General features: G+C 70.6%; 20 protein-coding genes. 14 read left to right on the top strand and 6 right to left on the bottom strand.

The features are described from left to right. Positions 1 to 51: 51 nt before the first annotated feature. The 9 genes from EDF69_RS05490 to EDF69_RS05450 all read left to right on the top strand — a co-directional run bounded on the left by EDF69_RS05490 (position 52) and on the right by EDF69_RS05450 (position 8,542). Positions 52 to 1,389, top strand: coding sequence for a S41 family peptidase (locus tag EDF69_RS05490; RefSeq protein ID WP_132882625.1), 1,338 nt, complete (start codon positions 52 to 54; stop codon positions 1,387 to 1,389). Position 1,390: 1 nt separating this feature from the next. After that, positions 1,391 to 1,867: a disulfide bond formation protein B gene (locus EDF69_RS05485; RefSeq protein ID WP_125959066.1), complete on the top strand. Its 477-nt coding sequence runs from the start codon at positions 1,391 to 1,393 to the stop codon at positions 1,865 to 1,867. Next, complete coding sequence (locus tag EDF69_RS05480; RefSeq protein WP_132882626.1) at positions 1,864 to 2,400, top strand: demethoxyubiquinone hydroxylase family protein; 537 nt, start codon at positions 1,864 to 1,866, stop codon at positions 2,398 to 2,400. The genes EDF69_RS05485 and EDF69_RS05480 overlap by 4 nt, the downstream gene beginning before the upstream one ends. 40 nt (positions 2,401 to 2,440) lie before the next feature. Beyond that, a complete protein-coding gene (locus EDF69_RS05475) occupies positions 2,441 to 2,845 on the top strand; it encodes a hypothetical protein (RefSeq protein WP_125959068.1) in 405 nt (134 codons plus the stop codon). 75 nt (positions 2,846 to 2,920) lie between these two features. Then, entirely contained in the window at positions 2,921 to 4,411 is a 1,491-nt protein-coding gene (locus tag EDF69_RS05470; protein WP_132882627.1) for a hypothetical protein, read from the top strand. A 162-nt stretch (positions 4,412 to 4,573) separates the two neighbouring features. Beyond that, the gene (locus tag EDF69_RS05465) at positions 4,574 to 5,821 is read left to right on the top strand and encodes a putative DNA modification/repair radical SAM protein (RefSeq protein ID WP_132882628.1); all 1,248 of its coding nucleotides are present in this window, start codon (positions 4,574 to 4,576) and stop codon (positions 5,819 to 5,821) included. 67 nt (positions 5,822 to 5,888) lie between these two features. Further along, positions 5,889 to 6,374: a hemerythrin domain-containing protein gene (locus EDF69_RS05460; RefSeq protein WP_125959072.1), complete on the top strand. Its 486-nt coding sequence runs from the start codon at positions 5,889 to 5,891 to the stop codon at positions 6,372 to 6,374. A 1-nt stretch (position 6,375) separates the two neighbouring features. Further along, a complete protein-coding gene (locus tag EDF69_RS05455; RefSeq protein ID WP_132882667.1) occupies positions 6,376 to 7,773 on the top strand; it encodes a UdgX family uracil-DNA binding protein in 1,398 nt (465 codons plus the stop codon). Between the two features lie 250 nt (positions 7,774 to 8,023). Continuing rightward, complete coding sequence (locus EDF69_RS05450) at positions 8,024 to 8,542, top strand: biliverdin-producing heme oxygenase (protein WP_132882629.1); 519 nt, start codon at positions 8,024 to 8,026, stop codon at positions 8,540 to 8,542. On the opposite strand, the gene EDF69_RS05445 is transcribed toward EDF69_RS05450, so the two are convergent. Next, positions 8,539 to 10,698, bottom strand: coding sequence for a histidine kinase dimerization/phosphoacceptor domain -containing protein (locus tag EDF69_RS05445; RefSeq protein ID WP_132882630.1), 2,160 nt, complete (start codon positions 10,696 to 10,698; stop codon positions 8,539 to 8,541). The genes EDF69_RS05450 and EDF69_RS05445 overlap by 4 nt on opposite strands. 106 nt (positions 10,699 to 10,804) lie before the next feature. Here EDF69_RS05445 and EDF69_RS05440 point away from each other — a divergent pair, with 106 nt between their 5' ends. Continuing rightward, positions 10,805 to 11,584 (top strand): SDR family oxidoreductase, encoded by a 780-nt coding sequence (locus EDF69_RS05440; RefSeq protein WP_132882631.1) that lies wholly within the window; start codon positions 10,805 to 10,807, stop codon positions 11,582 to 11,584. Between the two features lie 292 nt (positions 11,585 to 11,876). Here the strand turns inward: EDF69_RS05440 and EDF69_RS05435 are convergent, their stop codons facing one another. From EDF69_RS05435 to EDF69_RS05415, 5 genes are all read right to left on the bottom strand, one after another. Then, positions 11,877 to 12,887 (bottom strand): SMP-30/gluconolactonase/LRE family protein, encoded by a 1,011-nt coding sequence (locus EDF69_RS05435; RefSeq protein ID WP_132882632.1) that lies wholly within the window; start codon positions 12,885 to 12,887, stop codon positions 11,877 to 11,879. Between the two features lie 22 nt (positions 12,888 to 12,909). Next, entirely contained in the window at positions 12,910 to 14,103 is a 1,194-nt protein-coding gene (locus EDF69_RS05430; protein ID WP_132882633.1) for an acetyl-CoA C-acyltransferase, read from the bottom strand. A 70-nt stretch (positions 14,104 to 14,173) separates the two neighbouring features. Then, entirely contained in the window at positions 14,174 to 15,370 is a 1,197-nt protein-coding gene (locus EDF69_RS05425; RefSeq protein ID WP_132882668.1) for a spinster family MFS transporter, read from the bottom strand. Between the two features lie 52 nt (positions 15,371 to 15,422). Continuing rightward, a complete protein-coding gene (locus EDF69_RS05420; protein ID WP_132882634.1) occupies positions 15,423 to 15,944 on the bottom strand; it encodes a YceD family protein in 522 nt (173 codons plus the stop codon). Beyond that, on the bottom strand, positions 15,941 to 16,450 hold the full coding sequence (locus EDF69_RS05415; protein WP_125959083.1) for a ubiquinol-cytochrome C chaperone family protein: 510 nt from the start codon (positions 16,448 to 16,450) through the stop codon (positions 15,941 to 15,943). Before EDF69_RS05415 ends, EDF69_RS05420 begins: the two co-directional genes overlap by 4 nt. 113 nt (positions 16,451 to 16,563) lie before the next feature. On the opposite strand from EDF69_RS05415, the gene EDF69_RS05410 reads away from it, so the two are divergent. The 4 genes from EDF69_RS05410 (at position 16,564) to EDF69_RS05395 (ending at position 20,407) form a co-directional block, all read left to right on the top strand. Then, positions 16,564 to 17,055: an outer membrane protein assembly factor BamE gene (locus EDF69_RS05410; protein ID WP_125959084.1), complete on the top strand. Its 492-nt coding sequence runs from the start codon at positions 16,564 to 16,566 to the stop codon at positions 17,053 to 17,055. 125 nt (positions 17,056 to 17,180) lie between these two features. Then, on the top strand, positions 17,181 to 17,669 hold the full coding sequence (locus EDF69_RS05405; RefSeq protein ID WP_132882635.1) for an RcnB family protein: 489 nt from the start codon (positions 17,181 to 17,183) through the stop codon (positions 17,667 to 17,669). Between the two features lie 339 nt (positions 17,670 to 18,008). After that, positions 18,009 to 19,397: a glycosyl transferase family protein gene (locus EDF69_RS05400; RefSeq protein ID WP_339538007.1), complete on the top strand. Its 1,389-nt coding sequence runs from the start codon at positions 18,009 to 18,011 to the stop codon at positions 19,395 to 19,397. Beyond that, entirely contained in the window at positions 19,394 to 20,407 is a 1,014-nt protein-coding gene (locus EDF69_RS05395) for a hypothetical protein (protein ID WP_239555309.1), read from the top strand. The genes EDF69_RS05400 and EDF69_RS05395 overlap by 4 nt, the downstream gene beginning before the upstream one ends. The last annotated feature ends 20 nt before the right edge of the window (positions 20,408 to 20,427 follow it).

The raw sequence follows: 20,427 nt of genomic DNA, 5'->3' as shown, positions 1-20,427 counted from the left end.
CACGCTTTGGCGCTATTCCGGTGCGGCATGTCCGTTCATAAGGTTCCCCGCATGGTTCGCCCGCTCCTCCAGGCCACTGCGATCGTGGGCGCGCTGGCGCTGGTCCCGATCGCCAACGGCGCGATGGCGCAGGTCGATAGCGACAGCTATCGCGAGCTCGACACCTTCATGGACGTCTACAACCGCGTCCGCGCCTCCTACGTCGACAAGGTCGATGACAAGGTGCTGGTGAAGGGCGCGATCCAGGGCATGCTGGCGGCGCTCGACCCGCACAGCTCGTACGTCGACGCGCTCGATTTCGACAACATGCGCATCGCGACCGAGGGCAATTACGGCGGCCTCGGCCTCACCGTCACCATGATCGACGGCGCGATCAAGGTCATCGCCCCGACCGAGGACACGCCGGCGGCACGCGCCGGCATCAAGGCGGGCGACTACATCACCCACATCGACGGCAAGCTGATCTACGGCGGCTCGCTGGACGAGGCGATCTCGCAAATGCGCGGGCCCGCCAACACCAAGGTCACGCTGACGCTGGTCCGCCCGGGCCAGGAAAAGCCGATCACCGCCACCATGACGCGCGAGATCATCGTCCAGAAGCCTGTGAAGTGGGAGGTGAAGGACGGCATCGGCATCATCAACATCAACACCTTCTCCGCCCAGACCGGCGCCGACACCCGCGCCGCGGTCGCCGCGATCGAAAAGGCGCTCGGCCACAAGCCGCTCGGCTACATCGTCGACCTGCGCGAGAACGGCGGCGGCCTGCTGAACGAAGCGATCGAAGTGTCGGACGTCTTCCTCGACCACGGCGAGATCGTCTCCCAGCGCGGCCGCGAGAAGACCGACATCGAACGCTATTATGCCGAGGCCGGCGACCTGACCCAGGGCCTGCCCATCATCGTGCTGGTCGACGCCGGCACCGCCTCCGCCTCGGAAATCGTCGCCGGCGCGCTCCAGGACCATCACCGCGCGATCGTCATGGGCGAGCGGACCTTCGGCAAGGGATCGGTGCAGACGCTGCTGCCGCTCGGGCCGGAGACGGCGCTGCGCCTCACCACCGCGCGCTACTACACGCCCTCGGGCCGCTCGGTGCAGGAAGGCGGCATCGAGCCCGACCTCAAGGTGCCGCAGATCTCCGATCCCGACTATAAGGATCGCCCGGTGTTCCGCGAGGCGGACCTGCGCCGCCACCTGATCAACGAGGCCAAGGTCGACAATTCGGTCCTGGAGGACGACGGCAAGCCAGATCCGCGCTTCACCGAGAGTGCCGAGGCGCTCAAGAAGCGCGGCATCGAGGATTTCCAGCTCCACTATGCGCTGCAGACGCTCGGCCGCCTGGGTCCTGCGCCGCGCGCGGTGGCGACGGCGGCCCCGGCAAAGAAGCGCTGACATGCGCGGCGGCAATCTCCAGGCGGCGCGCTGGCTCGCGCTGCTCGTCCCCGCAGTGCTGATGCTCGGCGCGCTCGGATCGCAATATCTGGGCGGGCTCTACCCGTGCGAGATGTGCCATTGGCAGCGCTGGCCGCATTACGCCGCCATCGTGCTCGCGATGCTCAGCTTCCTGGTGGCGCGCACCTCCGCCCGCGTCGCGCTGGTGCTGCTCGCCGGCGTCGCGATCGCCGCCAGCGGGGCGATCGGCGTGTTCCACGCGGGCGTCGAATATGGCTGGTGGCAGGGCATCACCGGCTGCGCGACGCCCTTCTCGGGCGGCGGCGGCAACATGCTCGACGCGATCATGAAGGCGCCGGTGATCCGCTGCGACGTGCCGCAATGGACGCTGGCCGGCATTTCGCTCGCCGGCTTCAATGCGATCTTTTCGCTCGCCGGCGCGTTGGGGATCTTTGTGCTGGCAGGAAAACGCGCATGAAGCGGTGGCGACCCGGCGATCGGCGGGAACCGGTCTCCCAGATGATCCGGGTGGATCAGGCGGGCGAATATGGCGCGACCCGCATCTATGCGGGGCAGCTTGCGGTGATGGGCGATCGCGTCCCGCTCGCGCGCGAGATCGTCGGCATGGCCAAGCAGGAGGAACGCCACCGCGCCTGGTTCGACGCCATGATCGCCGAACGCGGCGTCCGCCCGACCCTGCTCCAGCCCTTCTGGAGCGTCGCCGGTTTCGCGCTCGGCGCCGTCACCGCCGCGATCGGACCGGAGGCGGCGATGGCCTGCACCGCGGCCGTCGAGACCGAGATCGACAAGCATTACGACCAGCAGCTCGCCGAGCTTCGCGACGAGGAGCCGGAGCTTTCGGCCGCGGTGCTGGAGTTCCAGGCCGAGGAGCTGGAGCACAAGGAAGCCGCGATCGCCCACGGCGCCGAACAGGCGATCGGCTATCCGGTGCTGTCCGCCGTGATCCGGCTCGGCTGCCGGGTGGCAATCGCCGCATCGAAACGCATATGAGGCTTGCCGCGTTAGGATGGCGGCAACAGGAGGACGACCGATGGCAAAGTGGATGCTGATGGCAGCGATCGGGCTGGCTGCACCGGTGCTGGGCCTCTCCGCCCCCGCGGTCGCCCAGAATGCCGCACAGAACGGCGTGCTGGTGATCTACGGCAACGACAAATGCCCCACCAACGCCAATGGCGAGGAAATCGTGGTGTGCGTGCGTCGGGGCGAGGAAGAGCGCTTCCGCATCCCCAAGGAGCTGCGCACCACCGAGGCGTCGCCCGACCAGCAGAGCTGGGCCGTGCGCCAGCAGTCCGGGCTGGAGGCAGGCGCCACCGGCGTCGGCAGCTGCAGCACCGTGGGTGCCAGCGGCCAGTCGGGCTGCTTCGTCCAGAACGCCAACCGCTGGAAGGCGGAACGCCGCGCCGCCAAGGCAGAGGCCGAACGCAGCGTTCCCTGATCGCGCCGGACGTTGCGTCCAAGTCCCTGCCGTCGTAGCCGCACGCCTCTTTGAACGGGGAACGGCGGCGGCGGCATGACGGCACAGACGGGACTGAGACGCGATCCGATCGCCTGGTTGCTGTTCGCGCTCGTCTGGTTCTCCTGCGGCTGGTTCGGCTCCTGGGAGTTCAACCCCAACAACGCGACCCGCATGTACGCCGCCGTCTCGCTGGTCGAGCAGGGTAATGCCACCATCGATGAATATGCCGCGCTGACGATCGATCGCGCGCAGTTCGGCGACCATTTCTACACCGACAAGGCACCGGGCATGACGCTGATGGCGGTGCCCTTCGTCGCGCTCGCCGACGCCGTCACCGGCGACGATGCCGAGTTCCACCGCATCCGCAACGAGGACCCCGGCTTCAACCGCTTCATCAAGATCCGGGTCCGCCTCACCGCCGTCTTCACCTCGGCGCTGTTCGTCGCCATCGCTGCGATGCTGCTGTTCGACCTTGGCCGCGGCGTGACCGGCAGCCCTGCGGCCGGCCTGTTCGGGGCGCTCGGCTATGCGCTGGGCTCGATCGCCTGGGGCTGGGCCACCACCATCTTCGGCCATGCCGCCTCGGGCGCGATGCTGGTGATCGCCGTCTGGGCGGTGTGGCGGGGCACCCGCACGCCCGGCGGCACCCGCGCCAGCATCGGCTATGCCGCGATCGCCGGCCTGGCACTCGGCTGGGGCGCGGTGATCGAGCCGCCTTCGGTGCTGGAGGCGCTGCCGATCGGCCTGTGGGCGCTGTGGCGAATGCGGCGCTGGGCCTGGGCGCAGCGGCTCCCGGTGATGCTCGCCGCCGCTGGCGTCGCGCTCGTCGCGGTGCTGCCGCTGTTCGCCTACAATGCCTTTGCGTTCGGATCGCCGTTCCAGTCGGGCTATGCCGGCGTCACCGACTTCGCCGGCATGCAGCAGGGCTTCTTCGGCCTCACCTATCCCAAGCCGCACGTGCTGTGGGAGATCGTGTTCGGCCCGCGGCGGGGGATCCTGTGGGTCTCGCCGGTGCTGGTGCTGGCGCCGATCGGCCTCGCCTGGCTGCTCTGGGATCGCCGCCACCGCGACCTCGCCGTGCTCGCGATCGTGCTGAGCATCCTGCCCTTCCTCTACAACGCCGCCTATTACTATTGGGACGGCGGCCACTCGACCGGCCCCCGCCATGCCGTTCCCGCCCTGGGCTTCCTGGGGCTCGGCCTCGCCGGCTTCTGGACCTTGCTGCGCACGCCGGTCGGCAAGCTCCTTGCCGCGCAGCTGCTGGCGATCTCCATGGCCATCAACCTGATGATCGCCTCGGCCGAAATCGCCGCCCCCGATTTCTTCGACTACGCGGTCTGGCGCGCAGTCCTGCTGGAGCGGTTCGCACCCGGCTATCTGCGCACCGTCGCCGACGAATGGCTCGGCTTCACCCCCTGGGAGGGGCTGGGCATCTGGGCACTGGTCGCACTGCCGCTGCTGGGGGTTGTGGCGTGGCTGGCATGGCGGGCGGACGACGGTTCTGTCGCACAGCACCGTGCCCCCACCCCCGTTCGTGCTGAGTAGGGGCTGAGCTTGTCGAAGACCCGTATCGAAGCACCCGCCCTTCGATACGCCCTTTCGACTTCGCTCAATGGCTACTCAGGGCGAACGGCTCGGAAAAATTGTGCCGTAACCCGCTGATCTTCCAGCCTTGCACCGCCGCCCGTTCGAACATAGATAGAACAGATGGCGCAGCTCGACACCCGCGAAAAGCTGGCGATCCTCGCGGACGCTGCGAAGTACGACGCCTCCTGCGCCTCGTCCGGCACGGCCAAGCGCAATTCGCGCGACGGCAAGGGGCTGGGCTCGACGGAGGGGATGGGCATCTGCCACGCCTATGCGCCCGATGGTCGCTGCATCTCGCTGCTCAAGATCCTGCTGACCAACAGCTGCATCTTCGACTGCCATTATTGCATCAACCGCAAGAGCTCGAACGTGCGGCGCGCGCGCTTCACCGCCGAGGAAGTCGTGCGCCTGACCCTCAGCTTCTACCGCCGCAACTATATCGAGGGGCTGTTTCTCTCCTCCGGCATCATCCGCTCGTCCAACTACACCATGGAGCAGATGGTCGAGGTCGCCCGCAGCTTGCGCGAAGACCACGACTTCCGCGGCTATATCCACCTCAAGACCATCCCCGACGCGGACCCCGAGCTGATCCACCAGGCCGGGCTCCACGCCGATCGCGTCTCGATCAACGTCGAGTTGCCGACCACCAGCGGCCTCAAGCGCCTCGCCCCCGAAAAGTCGGAGACCCAGATCGAGGGCGCGATGGACGGGATGCGCACCGCGATCACCGACGGCACCGATGCGCGCAAGCGCTACCGCAGCGCCCCCCGCTTCGCGCCCGCCGGCCAGTCCACCCAGATGATCGTCGGCGCCGATGCCGCGACCGATCGCGACATCGTCGGCCGCGCCGCCACCCTCTACGACCGGTTCGAGCTGCGCCGGGTCTATTACTCGGCCTTCAGCCCCATCCCGGAGGCGTCGGCGGTGTTGCCGCTCCAGCGCCCGCCGCTGATGCGCGAGCACCGGCTCTACCAGTCAGACTGGCTGATGCGCTTCTACGACTACAAGCCCGACGAAGTCCGCGCCGCCGCCGACGACGCCACCGGCATGCTGCCGCTCGACATCGATCCCAAGCTCGCCTGGGCATTGAAGTTCCGCGACAACTTCCCCGTCGACGTCAACCGCGCGCCGCGTGAGGCGCTGCTGCGCGTGCCTGGGCTGGGGGTGAAGGCGGTGAACGCCATCCTCTCCGCCCGCCGCTGGCGCCGCCTGCGCCTTGACGACGTTGCTCGCCTCACCGTCTCGATCAAGAAGCTCCGCCCCTTCCTGATCGCCGACGACTGGCGCCCGCTCGCGCTCGCCGACCGCGCCGAGCTGAAGCCACTGGTCGCGCCCAAGAAGCAGCAGCTCGAGCTGTTCGCCGCCTGAGAGTGATTCGCGGGTGAAACGCCGCGCCCCGCCGCCGGTTGTCCCCTCGAACCCAGGGAGGAACATCATGGCGGACGCCCGCATCTACCAGGACCTGAAGCGCGACCACGACAAGCAGCGCGGCATGCTCGCGCGGCTCGCCGATTTCTCCACGCCTGCCGAGGAGCGCCAGCAGCTGTTCGAGGAGTTCCGTCTCGAACTGCAGAGCCACGCCGCGGCCGAGGAGGAGTCGCTCTACGCAACCATGCTCGGCGACCCCGAGCTTCGCGACGACGCCCGCCACTCCGTCTCCGAGCACAAGGAAGTCGACGATGTGCTCGGCGAGCTCATGAACCTCGAGTTCGACTCCGACGAATGGAAGGAGAAGTTCTTCCACATGCGCCGCCGCTACGAGCACCACATCGACGAGGAGGAGGAAGAGATGTTCCCCGCCGCCGCCGAGGAGCTCGACGACGCCACCGAGGAAAAGCTCGCCGACATCTACGAAGACCGCAAGCCCAAGGAGCTGGAGGAAGCCCGCGACAACCCGCCCGGCAGTGACGAGCGCGAGTAACGTGCGCGGCGTCACCCTCCCGGCCCCCGACGACTTCGACGCGTGGCGCGACGCCGCGCGCGGGCTCGCGGCCGAGGGGGTGGCGCCCGACCAGGTGGTGTGGCGCACCGGCGACGCGGTCGCGGACCTGTTCGCGCAAGGTGCGCCCGAAGCTCCGCCGACAGCCTCTCCCGCAGGTCCTGGCTTCTCGGTCCCGCGCGCCTTTCTCGACCTCGCCCGCGACGTCGTCATGTCCGCGGCGCCCGACCGGTTCGCGCTGCTCTACACGCTGCTGTGTCGCCTCCGCACCCAGCCCCGGCTGATCGAGGATCGCGCCGACCCGCTCATTCGCAAGCTGGAAGGGCTCGCCAAGGAAGTCCGCCGCGACATCCACAAGATGCGCGCCTTCCTGCGCTTCCGCGAAGTGGCGGAGGACGACGGCACCAGCCGCTATGTCGCTTGGTTCGAGCCCGAGCATCACATCGTGCGCGCCAACGCCGCCTTCTTCGTCAACCGCTTCGCCAGCATGCGCTGGTCGATCCTGACGCCGGAGGTGTCGCTACACTGGGACGGCGAGTTGCTCACCGAAGGCCCGGGCGCCACCCGCGCCGACGCGCCCGAGGGCGATCCGGTCGAGGAGGTGTGGAAGACCTACTATGCCTCCATCTTCAACCCGGCGCGGCTCAAGAAGGGCGCGATGCTCAAGGAAATGCCGCGCAAATATTGGAAGAACATGCCCGAGACCGCGCTGGTGGGACAGCTGATCGCGGGCGCCCAGGCACGAGAGGCAGGCATGATCGACAAGGCCCGCACCCAGATCGGCGGCAACATCCAGGCCGCATGGGAGGCGCTGCGCGAAGAGGCGATGGGCTGCAAGCGCTGCCACCTGTGGAAGCCCGCCACCCAGACGGTGTTCGGCGAAGGCCCGGTCGACGCGCGGCTGATGTTCGTCGGCGAGCAGCCCGGCGACCAGGAGGACTTGGCCGGCAAGCCCTTCGTCGGCCCCGCCGGCCAGATGTTCGACCGCGCGCTCGCCCAAGCCGGCGTCGATCGCTCGACGGTCTACGTCACCAATTCGGTCAAGCACTTCAAGTTCGAGCCGCGCGGCAAGCGCCGCATCCACAGCAAGCCGGATGCGGGCGAGATCGACGCCTGTCGCTGGTGGATCGAACAGGAAACCGCGCTGGTGAAGCCGCAGGTGACGGTAGCCCTCGGCGCCACCGCCGCGCGCTCGCTGTTGGGCCGCACTGTCACCATCAGCCGCGAGCGCGGCCAGGCGATCGCGCTTCCCAGCGGCGGCGAGGGCTGGATCACCGTCCACCCCAGCTACCTGCTGCGCATCCCCGACCGGGCCAAGGCCGAAGACGAATACGCCCGCTTCGTCGAAGACCTCCGCACCGCCGCCGCCCGCCTGGGCTAGGGCCGGAGCCCCTTCTCCTCCGTACCCCGGCGAAGGCCGGGGCCCAGTTGGAACGTCCCCAGAAGCAAAGCGCACCCCGTGTCCCCGCGCAGGCGAGGACCCAGGGCCAAGCAAAACAACCCCCGCCTGCTCCCGCTACCCTGGGCTCCCGCCTACGCGGGAGCACGAAGCCGTAGGCCGCAAGCGCACGCACTGGGCCACGCGACCCGCAGGCTCGACCCCGCACGGCCCCGGCGCTACAGCCGCCGCGATGCACGCCAGCGCCCTTCTCCGCGAGACCACCCGCGCCGCGCACGAGCGCGTCGACGCCGCCTTCGCACGCTTCGATCTCGCCGATCGCGACAGCTATGCCGCGATGCTGGTCGCGCACGCGCGCGCGCTGCCGGTGGCGGAGGCGGCGATGGCAGCGGCCCCGGCGCTTCCCCGCTGGCGCCCGCGCACCCCGCTGCTGGTCCAGGACCTCGCAGACCTCGGCCGGCCGCTTCCGCCCGAACTGCCGCTCGCGCTGCCGGAAGGTGGCGCGGCGATCGCCGGCCTCGCCTATGTGGTCGAGGGATCGCGCCTGGGCGGCGTCTATCTCGCGCGGCAGGTCGGCGCGGGGCTCCCCGCGCGCTACCTCTCCGCCGCGCATGAGAAGGGCGAATGGCGCGCCTTTCTCGCCTGGCTCGACCAGGCGGGCGAGGCCGGTGGCCCTGGCTGGATCGAGGCCGCGCTTGCCGGCGCCGCCGCCAGCTTCGCGCTCTACCAGCAGGCGGCCGAAGCCGCCTAGCGACCGCTTTCCTCGATCGGCGCGGTCAGGATCACGCGCAGTCCGGGCGCATTGTCCTCAAACGCCAGTTCGCCGCCCAGCCGGCCGACGAGCGCCTTCATCATCCGGCTGCCGAAGCCCTCGCCGGCGCCGCTCTTGCCGCGTCCCTGATCCTCGACGATCAGCCGCAGGTTGGCGCGGTGCTGCTCCAGCATCACCGTGATCGGGCCGGTGGTGCCCGGATAAGCGTATTTGGTCGCGTTGATGACCAGCTCGGTCGTGATCAGCCCGATGTCCACCGCGCGGCCCGTCGGCACCAGCACCGGCGCGAGATAGACGCGCAGCGCCGATCCCCAGTCCGCCCCAAGCGACGCCCGCATGTCGGTCATCAGCTCGTCCAGGTATCGGCTGAGCTCCACCGCCTCGACCTGGTCGTCGCGATAGAGGCGGCGATGGACCAGCGCGACCGCGGACAGCCGCGCCTGCGCCTCGGTCAGGTGGCTCGTCAGGTCGGCATCGCCAACCGCGCGCGCCTGCATGCCCAAAAAGGCGGAAACCAGCTGCAGGCTGTTCTGCACGCGGTGGTTCACCTCGTGCATCAGCACGTCCTTCTGGCGCAGCAGCAGCTCCTGCTCGCGGTTCGCCGCCGACAGCTGGCCGTTGAGCTCGCGCAGCCGCACCCGCTGGCGCAGGTCGTGCAGCACGCCGCGCAGCCGGTGGGCGGCCTTGACCTCCTCCAGCGTCCAGCGGCGCGCGCGTCCGCGCACGATCTGCGACCAGCTTTCGAACGAGGCGCGCGGCGTCAGCACCGCGCCGGGCTCCACCTCCACCGCCTTGTGCGGATTGCCGGCCCAGTTGACGCGCTCGACCTCCTCCATCCGGAACCACAGCGCCATGCACTCGGTGCCGTCGATCGGCATGCCCAGCAGCCCGCTGCCGACGCCGGCATAGCCCTCGGCCGGCGGGAACAGCGTCGAAAGCTCCCGGCTGACCACCAGCCCGCCGCCCTGCCCGTCGACCCACTCGGCCAGCCGCAGCAGGTCCGCGTCCTCGGGGCAATGCCCCTCGCGCGACACGCTATCGCCGCACACCAGCGCAAAGCCGTCGGCATCCAGCAGCTCCGCCAGCTCCTTGCCGCACTGGGCCAGCTGCACCCGGATCGGCTGCTCGCCGCCCAGCCGCGCGGTGACCAGGTCCTCGCCCGCATGCAGCCGCAGCCGCTCGCGATAGCTTTCGGCTTCCTCCTGCGCGCGGATCTGGCGGGCGAGGCCGCTCGCCAGCGCGCGGGCGGCGGCGCGCAGTTCCGGATCCATCCGGCGCGGGCTGTCGTGATGGCAGGCGACCAGCCCCCACAGCACGCCGTCGCGCACGATCGAGATCGACGCCGACGCCTCCACCCCCATGTTGCGCAGATACTGGAGGTGGATCGGCGAGACGCTGCGCAGCGCCACGTCCGACAGGTCGATCCCGCCCTGGTTCGCCGATTCCGGCCGGATCGGCGCGGGCGTATAGTGCGCGTCCGGGATCACGCGGACGCGGTTGCGCACATAGAGCGCGCGCGCCTGGCGCGGGATGTCGGAGGCGGGAAAATGATGGTTGAGGAAGCTGTCGAGCCCCGGCGCCCGGTCCTCCGCCAGCACGACACCCGCGCCATCGTCCAGGAAGCGATAGAGCATCACCCGGTCGAAGCCGGTGAGCTGGCGAAAGGCCACCGCCGCCCGCTCGCACAGCTGGACCAGGTCGGCCGCCCGCTCGAAGGTCGCGGCCGCGCGCTCCAGGCCGACCAGCACCTCGATCGCCGGTCGCACCGGCTCCGGCTGCGGCTCCAGCTCGACGATCAGCATGTCGCCCGAACGGTGGAGGCTCGCCTCCAGCGGTCCCTCGGTGCCGGCCACCGGCGCCAGGCGCAGCGTGCCGCCAGGTCCCATGTCGGCCGATCGCAGCAGCGCGGCGATGTCCTGGCCGATCAGCTCCGCGATCGGGCGGTCGAGCCAGTCGGGCGCAAGCCGCGCCTCCAGGTCGCCCGCACCGGCGACGGTCCTGAGCGTCGCCGCATCGACGATCAGCAGCAGCCCGTGCGGCTGGATCGCCCCGGAGAGGTGGATGGCTTCCCGATCGCAGGCCGAAAGGTCATGGCCGACCGGCGCGCTTTCCTGCAGTTGCTCTACCGTCGTCACGCGCCACTCAACTCTTTGTCCGGGCCCCAAAATGGACCATGCGCGGTTTCAACGCAAATCCGCCGCCAACGGGAACGGACAGGCGCGCAAAAAAAGGAGCAAGACCATGGACCTGGGCATCGCCGGCCGCACCGCCATCCTTTGTGCCTCCAGCGCCGGGCTCGGCCGCGGCTGTGCAGAGGCGCTGGCTGAGGCGGGCGCACGCATCATCCTCAACGGCCGCAACGCCGAAAAGCTCGAGGCGACGGCCGCGGCGATCCGGCAATCGACCGGCGCGGAGGTGATCGCAGTGGCTGCCGACGTCGGCACCGAGGCGGGACGCCAGGCGCTGCTCGCCGCCGCGCCGGATGCCGACATCCTGGTCAACAACAACGCCGGGCCGCCGCTCCGCCCGTTCGAGGACCTCGACGCCGACAAGATCCGCGCCGGACTGGAGAACAACCTCGTCACCCCGACGCTGCTGATCCACGCGCTGCTGCCGGGCATGGTCGAGCGGCGCTTCGGGCGGATCGTCAACATCACTTCGGGATCGGTGAAGATGCCGCTCCCCGGCCTGGACCTGTCGAGCGGCGCGCGTGCCGGGCTCACCGGCCTGGTCGCCGGCGTCGCCCGCTCGGTCGCCCACGCCAATGTGACGATCAACAACCTGCTGCCGGGCGCCTTCGACACCGACCGCATCGCCAGCATCGTCGCGCAAGCGGCGGCGAAGTCCGGCGCGAGCGAGGCCGAGGAGCGCGCCAAGCGCGAAGCCTCGATCCCCGCCAGGCGGCTCGGCACCCCGGCCGAATTCGGCGCTACCTGCGCCTTTCTCTGCTCGGCCCACGCCGGCTACATCACCGGGCAGAGCCTGTTGATCGACGGCGGCACCTTCCCGGGCATTCTCTGACTCGCGGCGAGGGCCCGGTCCCCCTCCCCGCCTTTGGGCGGACGACGCGCTCCCACCGTATCCCCGCGAAGGCGGGGATCCAGGGCCAAGCAAACCACCGTCAGCGATAAAAACCCTGGGCTCCCGCCTGCGCGGGAGCACGGATAGGGAATGACGCCTTCCCATCCCCCCTTCTTGCGTACCCCGGCGAAGGCCGGGGCCCAGGTGGGATAGCGGCAGAGGGGAGCGCCGAACCTCGGAGACCACGCCAACTGGGCCCCGGCCTCCGCCGGGGTACGGGTGGTAACGCAGCCTACCCCTGCGGCTTCAACGAAACCCGCGCGATCGCATGGTTCGACGACATGTACAGCGCCGCCCCGCCCTCGCCGATCGTGCAGTTGGAGATGACGTCGCCGCTCTGGATCAGGCCCAGCCGCTCGCCCTCGGGGCTCAGCACGTGCATGCCGCCGGGGCCGCTCGCGAACAGATGCCCCTCCGCCGCGACCTTCATGCCATCCGGCAGCCCCGGCAGGCCCGCCGCCACGTCGGCGGCGAAGTCCACCAGCACGCGCTTGCCCGTCGGCATGCCGCGCGCGTCGAGCGTATAGGCGACCAGCACCGGCCCCTTGGGGTCCGACACCGCGACGTAGAGCGTGCCCTCATCGGGCGAGAGGGCGATGCCGTTCGGCCGGGTGAGGCTGCGGTCCACCACCTCCAGCCGCCCGTCCGGCGCCAGCCGATACACGCCGCAGAAGTCGAGCTCGCGCAATGGCGACTCGCCCTCGTCCGCCAGTCCATAGGGCGGATCGGTGAAATAGAGCGCGCCGTCGCTGGCGCAGATCACGTCGTTGGGGCTGTTGAAGCGCTTGCCCTCGAACCGGTCCACCACCGTCGTCTTGCGCTTGGTGGCGAAGTCGAGGCGCGCCACCACGCGGCTGCCGCTGTCTGCGATCAGCAGCCGCCCGCGCCCGTCGAGCGCCAGCCCGTTCGATCCCGCCTCCCGAATCGACTTGGGGATCGGTCCTACGAGGCCAGACGGCTCCAGGAACAGGTCGAAGCCCTTGTCCCGCCGCCAGCGCCACATGCGGTTGGCCGGCACGTCGGAGAACAGCAGCATGCCGCCGCCGCGCGGCACCCACACCGGCCCCTCCGACCACTGATAGCCGCCGCCCAGTATCTCCACCGGCGCGTTGGCATCCAGGATCGCGTCGAGTTTCGGCGACAGCCGCCGGATGCCCCTGGGGAGCGCCGGTGCAGGCGCGGCAAGCGCGCTGGAAGCTAGCGGCAGGGCCATGCCGGCCCCCAACAGGTCACGACGACGCATCGGCAGTTCCTCCCCCCAATAATCATGAATCGATCCGCTCGACCGCCATGGCGGTCGCCTCGCCCCCACCGATGCACAGCGTGGCGACGCCGCGCCGGGCGCCGCGCGCTTCCATCGCCGACAACAGCGTCGCCAGCACCCGCGCGCCCGAGGCGCCGATCGGGTGCCCCAGTGCGGTGGCGCCGCCGTGGACGTTCACCCGGTCATGCGCGATCCCCAGGTCCTGCATCGCGATCATCGCCACGCAGGCGAACGCCTCGTTGATCTCGAACAGGTCGACGTCGCCGACCGACCAGCCCGCCTTGTCGAGCACGCGCTGCACCGCCCCCACCGGCGCAGTGGTGAACTGCGCAGGCGCGCGGGCATGCGCGGCATGGGCGACGATCCGCGCGATCGGCTTGAGCCCGCGCGCCTCCGCCACCGACTGGCGCGCCAGCACCAGCGCCGCCGCCCCGTCCGAGATCGAGGAGGCATTGGCGGCGGTGATCGTGCCCTCCTTGGCGAACGCGGCCTTCAGCGTGGGGATGCGCGCGACGTCGCCCTTCGCCGGCTGCTCGTCGGCGGCGACGGTAACGCTGCCCTTGCGGCCCACCACCTCGACGGGGACGATCTCCCGGTCGAACGCGCCCGAGGCCTGCGCCGCCTGCGCGCGGGTCAGCGATTCGATCGCGAACGCGTCCTGCGCTTCCCGCGTGAACTGGTATTCGCGGGCACTGTCCTCGGCAAAGGTACCCATCGCGCGGCCGGGCTCATAGGCGTCTTCCAGCCCATCGAGCATCATGTGGTCGTAGATCGTGTCGTGGCCGATGCGCGCGCCGGCGCGGTGCTTGGTCATCAGGTACGGCGCGTTGGACATGCTCTCCATGCCGCCCGCCACGATCAGGTCGCAGGATCCCGCCGCCAGCGCATCGGCGGCCATCATCGCCGCCTTCATCCCCGATCCGCACATCTTGTTGACCGTGGTCGCCTCGACCGACTGCGGCAGCCCGGCATGGAGCGCCGCCTGCCGCGCCGGCGCCTGGCCGAGTCCCGCCGACAGCACGCAACCCATATAGGCGCGCTCGATATCCTCCGGGGCGACGCCTGCGCGCTCCACGGCCGCGCGGATCGCGGTAGCGCCCAGGCGGGTAGCGGGCACCGCCGCGAGCGCCCCCTGGAACCCGCCCATCGGCGTGCGGGCATAGGACAGGATCACGGTCGGGTCGGCGGCGGTCATATATCTCTCCTGCGTGCACGGCGTCGTTGCGCCGGCCCGGCCGATATAGGGCGCCCCGCCCCCGCTGTCGCTACTCGTCGACCCAGTCGCGCGGCAGCACCCGCGCCGCCGCCGCCATCAGCGCGCCCGCGACCAGGTAGAACACCAGCGCCGCCACCAGCGCATAGCGCAGCGCCTCGTCGCCCAGCTGCGGCGTCAGCGCCTTCGACAGCGCCCCCACCAGCCATGATCCGAGCCCCAGCCCGATCAGGTTGTTGATGAGCAGGAAGCATGCGCTCGCGGTGCTGCGCATCGCCGCCGGCACCAGCTGCTGCACCGCCGTCAGCAGCGGCCCGGGCCAGGCATAGACCAGCGCCTGCGGCACCAGGAACAGCGCGAACGCCGCGACCCAGGACCCCGCCAGCAGCCCCGCCGCCAGCAACGGCACCCCCGCCGCATAGGCGATCGCCGGCACCAGGGCATAGGCGCGCCTGGTCCGCCGCCCCCAGCGATCGGCGATCACCCCGCCCAGCAGGATGCCCGCAACCCCGCCGGTGAGCAGCAAGGCGCCCACGAACCGCCCCGTCTGCGCCAAGTCCAGCCCGAAGCTGCGCATCATCAGGCTCGGCAGCCAGAAGGCGATGCCGTACCCCGCGGTCGATCCGGCGGCGCCGCCCAGCGACAGCAGCCAGAAGCTCGGCTTGCGTGCCAGCATCCCGAACACCGGCAGCAGCGGCGCCTGCCCGGTCCGCGTACGCGGCGGATCGCGCACCAGCAACCGGAACACGGGCGCGGTGAGCAGCCCCGCCACCCCCATCACCACGAACGCCGTGCGCCATTCGACCGCCGCCGCGATCGCCCCGCCCAGCAGCACGCCGACCGCCGATCCGATCGGGATGCCCAGCCCATAGATCGCCAGTGCCCGCGCCCGCCTGCCGGGCGGAAAGGTGTCGGCGATCAGCGCGTAGGAGGGGGCGACGCCCCCCGCCTCGCCGACCCCCAGGCCGACCCGGAACAGGAACATCTGCGCAAAGCCCTGCGCCGTCCCGCACAGCGCCGTGAACCCGCTCCACACCGCCAGGCTGACGGTGATGACCCAGCTGCGGCTCGTCCGGTCTGCCAGCATCGCCAGCGGAATGGCGAGCGTGCAGTAGAGCGTGGCGAACGCCAGCCCGCCCAGCATCCCCAGCTGCGAATCGGAAAGCTTCAGGTCTGCCTTCACCGGCATCGCCAGGATGCTCAGGATCTGCCGGTCCAGGAAGTTGAAGCTGTAGACGAGCAGCAGCATCGCCAGCACCACGCCCGGGCGGCGGGGCGACGAACCGGCGGTCACGGGCACCTTATTTCAGCTTGTCCTTGAGCACCGAAAAGGCCGTGAACGGCTGCACCTCGTCCTCGCCAACCACGCCCGCCTCGCGCAGGATCGCGTCGGCGTTGGGCGCGCGCGGGAACGGATCGAGCGCCAGCGCCAGCGTCTCCGCCGCCGCCTCGCCCAGGTCGATCGCGCCGCCCTCGAAGAACATGGTGTCGCATTCCTCGGACGACAGCTCGATCTCGTCGCCCTCGGGCGTGCGTTCCGGAAGAAAGCGCAGCGCGAAACTCTCGTCGATCGTCGCCGGCACCGGCTCGGCGGTCGCGACGCAGCTCTGCACCACCGCGCCCTTGAGCGTGCCGCGCGCCACCACGCCTGCCGCATCCCGGCGCAGCGTGAAGTCCGCCGCCAGCACGTCGATCGACACGAGGCGGAAGCGCTTGGCCAGCGCCGCCCGCTCCTCCGGGCTCGCCTCGACCCGCACGTCGCTGTCGCCCGTGCCGATGCGGTCGAGCCGGTGCGGCCGGCTGAATTCAGGGGTCGGGGTCATTCGGGAAGCCTTCCAGCAAGCAATGTGTCGATCGCCGTCTCTCCGAGCGCGCGGTGCAGCGCCTCCAGCCCGCCCGCCACATGCGCGAGCGGGGCAGCACCCGGGTCTTCGCCGCGATAGAGGTTGCGCAGCACTGCCGGCGCGAGCGCACCCGTCGCCAGCCCCTCGCGATAGGCGCCCAGCCTTCCGCCCAGCATCGCCATCATCTTCCCGATGTGCTTGCCGACCACGATGTCGCCGATGCCGGACTGGCGCAGCTGCCCGTCCATGTCGTCGACGAACCGCTCGGCCAGCCGCACCGCCGGCATCGCCCCCTCGGGCGTGTCCTCCAGCCGCAGCAGCACCATCGACAGCACCGCCGCCAGCATGTCGAACCGGCCATCGGTGGTATCGGGCACCGCGCCCTCGACATACCAGTGCGGTTGGCGCGCCCGCGCGATCACGGCGTCGTACAGGGGGGCGAGCGGATCGGGCGGCGGGGAACGGAACAGGTCGAGCAGGCGCATGACGGCTTTCGAAAGACGGAAACGGAGGGCGGCCTTGTCGCGCACCGCCGGCCCGCATATTGAGGCGATCGGCGCGTGATGCAATCGCCCGCCGGGTTTGCTGGAGGAAGTCGATGAAGCTGTTTGCGCACCACGGCATTGCCGTTGCCGCCGTGGCGCTGGCCGCGCTGGGCCTGGGGGGCTGCACGCGCGTGCGCACGCACCAGGGCTATGTGATCGACGCCGATCTCGTGAACGCCGTCCAGCCGGGCGTCGACAATCGCGAGTCGGTGACCAGCACGCTCGGCCACCCGACCTTCACCGGCCAGTTCGGCAGCGGCAACACCGAATGGTATTATCTGTCGCGCGACAGCCGCAACCTGGCCTTCAATCGCCCGAACCCGAAGGAGCAGACCACGATCCGCGTCCGCTTCGACCAGAACGGCACCGTCCAGTCGATCGACCGCACCGGCATCGAACAGGTCGCCTCGATCAGCCCGTCGGGCAAGAAGACGCCGACGCTCGGCCGCCATCAGAGCTTCTTCCAGGATCTGTTCGGCAACATCGGCAGCGTGGGCGCGGCCGGCATGGGCGGCGGCCCGGGCGGCGGCAACCCGAACCAGTAAGCTTTCGGGGGCTGCGCGGCGGACGCGCAGCTTTCGTTTCCCTGACGAACCGGTTTGCGGGCCGTTCAGCGACGGGGCGCTATCCCCTCCACATCGGGCAATGCCCGCAGTGTAGAGGAGCCCCCATGCGTAGCCTTATCCTTGCAGCCCTTGCCGCCACGACCGTCCTGTCCGGCGTGGTCGCCCCGGCTGCCGCGAGCGCCCAGCCCCGCAGCGAGCACTGGGATCGCCGGGATCATCGCGACGATCGCCGCCACGAGACCCGCGGCCGCTACGACCGCCACGACGTTCGTCCGGGCGTGCGGCCGGCGCCGCCCCGCTATGCCCGCGATCATCGCTGGGGCCGCGACGACTGGCGCGCGTACCGCAACGGCAACCGGCGGCTCTACGCCCGCGGCCCCTGGCAGGCGCCGTTCCGCTATTCCAGCTTCCGCGTCGGCGGCCGCATCGCCCCGCCCTATTACGGCGGCCGCTATGTGATCGCCGATCCGTGGCGCTACCGCCTGCCGCCGGCCCGTCCGGGCCTGCGCTGGGTCCGCCACTATGACGACGTGCTGCTGGTCGATTACCGCCGCGGCCGCGTGGTGGACGTGATCCGCAACTTCTACTGGTAAGGCGCACCGTCCTCGGGGCAGGCCGCGCCGCCTGCCCCGGCCCGGCGTCCGCGCCTTTGCGGGCGCCCGACGCGCAGCCTGGACGCCCCCCTGCGCCCCGCCGAACACCGCCCCCAAGAGACGGCGCGCTCCCCGTACCCGGGCCGAGGCCGGGGTCCAGGTGCGGGCGAACTCCAAAGATGCGCGACCTGTTTTTACCACGTCCCTCCAAGTCGCACGTCGAATGCAGCACGTAGTTTTCCACAGATACGAAGTACCCAAACACCTACTACTACGTACCAACTTGCCTAACGTCGTGTTTACTACATAGTCACCGCATCCGAATCGGGGGAGTTCGCTGTGGGGGGCCTGGCGACGGCAATCGGAGTGCTCGATGGCGTGCTGCACGAAGTCGTGCTGTTCGCGGCGTTCGGCTTTCTCATCGGCGGTGCCGACGATCTGGCGACCGATCTGGTCCATTTCGGGCGTCGCCTGCGCCCTAGGCGCAAGGCTGCCGAGCCCACGCCTCCAGGTGCCTACACTCCCGGACGCCTGGCGGTGTTCGTCCCGGCCTGGGACGAGGCAGCCGTCATCGGGCTGATGCTGCGCAGCGCGCTCGCCCGCTTCGACCATCCCGACTATCGCATCTACGCCGGCACCTATTCCAACGACCCGGCGACCGTCTCCGCCGTGCAGGCCGTCGCGCAGGAGGACCCGCGCGTCCGCCTGGTCGTCTGCCCGCGTGCCGGCCCGACCACCAAGGCCGATTGCCTGAACGCCCTGTGGCATGCGCTGCTCGCGGACCAGCGGGCGGAAGGCCATCCGTTCAAGGGCGTGGTGCTCCACGATGCCGAGGATCTCGTCCACCCCGAGGAGCTTCGGCTGCTCGACCAGGGATTAGACCATGCCACCACCGTGCAGCTGCCGGTGCTGCCGCTCGCCGATCCCCGCTCGCGCTGGATCTCGGGCCACTACATCGACGAATTCGCGGAGGCGCATGGCAAGCTGATGCCGGTGCGCCAGGCACTCGGCGCCGGGCTGCCGCTTGCCGGCACCGGGTGCGCGATCGCCGTGCCGATGCTGGCGCGCATCGCCATCGCCCGCGGCGGCGTGCCGTTCGACGAGGCGAGCCTCACCGAGGATTATGAGCTCGGCCTCACCATCGCCATGCTCGGCGGGCGCGGGCTGTTCCTGAACGTGCGGGAAACCGGCGGCGACCAGCCGGTGGGGGTGCGCGCCTATTTCCCCGCCACGCTCGACGCCGCCGTCCGGCAGAAAGCGCGGTGGATGATCGGCATCGCGCTCGCCGGCTGGGACCGGATCGGCTGGGCGGCGCGCGGCCGCGCGACCGATCACTGGATGCGGATGCGCGACCGGCGCACCATCCTGGCCGTGCCCGTGCTCGCCGCCGCCTATGTGGCACTGGTCTGCTGGGGCATCTCGGAGAGCATCCACTGGCTGATCGGCACCAGCCGCGCCGACGCCACGCCCGCGATGCGGCTGCTGCTGATGCTCAACAGCGCGCTGCTGCTCTGGCGGATCGCGATGCGCGCCCATTTCGTCGGCAGGCGCTGCGGCTGGAAGGAGGGGGCCCGCTCCGTCCCGCGCGCCATCATCGCCAATCTGGTGGCGCTGCTCGCCGCCCGCCGCGCGATCTTTCGCTATCTCGCCATGCTGCGCGGCGCCGAGCTGCGCTGGGACAAGACCGCGCATCATTTCCCCACCTTTGCCGGCGAAGCCGCGGCATGACGGGCGCGGGAAGGCCGATCAAGTTCCTGCTGCTCGTGCTGGTCGGCTGGACCGGCGCGCGTGCGACACTGCTGTGGCCGGGCGCCGAACTCGCCGCGGTCGCGGAAGCGTCCGAGACGCCGGCCGGGCTCAGCCCCATGCCCGCAGCGCCGCTGTTCGCCTTTCCCCAGCCGGCCGCGCACCCGCGCTTCGTCGACGCGATGTCGCCGGAGCGCGTGCTTCCCGGTCTGCGCGAACCCGGCGTCTCGCCCGTCTTCCACTCGGCTGCGGCCACGATCTCGTCCATCCCCGAGTCGGCTCCGGGCGGGACGCGCACGCCGCAGGTCGCCACCTCGCCCGAACCCGCCCTGGCCCTGGTTACCCAGCCCCAGGCGCCGCGCCGCTGGTCGGCGAGCGCCTGGCTGGTCGCGCGCGGCGGCAGCATGGCCGGCGACGGCGCGTTCGGCCCGGCCCAGCTCGGCGGCAGCCAGGCCGGCGCGCGCATCCGCTATGCGCTCAGCCGCACGCTCGCGCTTTCCGGCCGCCTCTCCAGCCCGTTGCGCGGCGTCGGCAAGGAGGCCGGGCTCGGCGTCGAGTGGCAACCGCTCAAGCTTCCGCTCCCGGTCTCGATCCTGCTCGAACGGCGGATCGCGCTCGACTCCGGCCCGGACGGAACCGGCCTCGGCGCGATCGCGGGCATCAACCCCACCCCGGTCGTCGGCAGGCTGCAGGTGGAGGGCTATGGCCAGGCCGGCGTCGTCCTGCGCGCGCGGCGGGAGCCTTATGCCGACGGTGCCGTCCGGCTGCTTCACCCGGTTTCAAGCGGCAAGCGCCTCCAGCTGGCGCTCGGCGCCGGCGCCTGGGGCGGCGCCCAGCGCGGCGCGAGCCGGCTCGACATCGGCCCCTCGCTCGTCGCCACCGTGCCCACCGGCGGGCCGAAGCTGCGGCTCGCCGCCGAATGGCGCCAGCGGGTCGCCGGCAACGCCGCCCCCGGCTCCGGCCCGGCGCTCACCCTCGGCACCGATTTCTGAAGGCTTTGTCCCGCCCGGCC

This window comes from Sphingomonas sp. JUb134 (assembly GCF_004341505.2).
GTDB lineage: Bacteria > Pseudomonadota > Alphaproteobacteria > Sphingomonadales > Sphingomonadaceae > Sphingomonas.
This window is presented reverse-complemented; position numbering and strand designations above follow the sequence as displayed.

Coding starts and splice junctions, on each gene's coding strand:
- EDF69_RS05450 (WP_132882629.1), top strand. CDS start 8,024: ATGCACGCCAGCGCCCTTCTCCGCGAGACCACCCGCGCCGCGCACGAG.
- EDF69_RS05480 (WP_132882626.1), top strand. CDS start 1,864: ATGAAGCGGTGGCGACCCGGCGATCGGCGGGAACCGGTCTCCCAGATG.
- EDF69_RS05430 (WP_132882633.1), bottom strand. CDS start 14,103: ATGACCGCCGCCGACCCGACCGTGATCCTGTCCTATGCCCGCACGCCG.
- EDF69_RS05470 (WP_132882627.1), top strand. CDS start 2,921: ATGACGGCACAGACGGGACTGAGACGCGATCCGATCGCCTGGTTGCTG.
- EDF69_RS05465 (WP_132882628.1), top strand. CDS start 4,574: ATGGCGCAGCTCGACACCCGCGAAAAGCTGGCGATCCTCGCGGACGCT.
- EDF69_RS05485 (WP_125959066.1), top strand. CDS start 1,391: ATGCGCGGCGGCAATCTCCAGGCGGCGCGCTGGCTCGCGCTGCTCGTC.
- EDF69_RS05425 (WP_132882668.1), bottom strand. CDS start 15,370: ATGCTGCTGCTCGTCTACAGCTTCAACTTCCTGGACCGGCAGATCCTG.
- EDF69_RS05395 (WP_239555309.1), top strand. CDS start 19,394: ATGACGGGCGCGGGAAGGCCGATCAAGTTCCTGCTGCTCGTGCTGGTC.
- EDF69_RS05435 (WP_132882632.1), bottom strand. CDS start 12,887: ATGCGTCGTCGTGACCTGTTGGGGGCCGGCATGGCCCTGCCGCTAGCT.
- EDF69_RS05410 (WP_125959084.1), top strand. CDS start 16,564: ATGAAGCTGTTTGCGCACCACGGCATTGCCGTTGCCGCCGTGGCGCTG.
- EDF69_RS05440 (WP_132882631.1), top strand. CDS start 10,805: ATGGACCTGGGCATCGCCGGCCGCACCGCCATCCTTTGTGCCTCCAGC.
- EDF69_RS05490 (WP_132882625.1), top strand. CDS start 52: ATGGTTCGCCCGCTCCTCCAGGCCACTGCGATCGTGGGCGCGCTGGCG.
- EDF69_RS05415 (WP_125959083.1), bottom strand. CDS start 16,450: ATGCGCCTGCTCGACCTGTTCCGTTCCCCGCCGCCCGATCCGCTCGCC.
- EDF69_RS05420 (WP_132882634.1), bottom strand. CDS start 15,944: ATGACCCCGACCCCTGAATTCAGCCGGCCGCACCGGCTCGACCGCATC.
- EDF69_RS05405 (WP_132882635.1), top strand. CDS start 17,181: ATGCGTAGCCTTATCCTTGCAGCCCTTGCCGCCACGACCGTCCTGTCC.
- EDF69_RS05460 (WP_125959072.1), top strand. CDS start 5,889: ATGGCGGACGCCCGCATCTACCAGGACCTGAAGCGCGACCACGACAAG.
- EDF69_RS05475 (WP_125959068.1), top strand. CDS start 2,441: ATGGCAAAGTGGATGCTGATGGCAGCGATCGGGCTGGCTGCACCGGTG.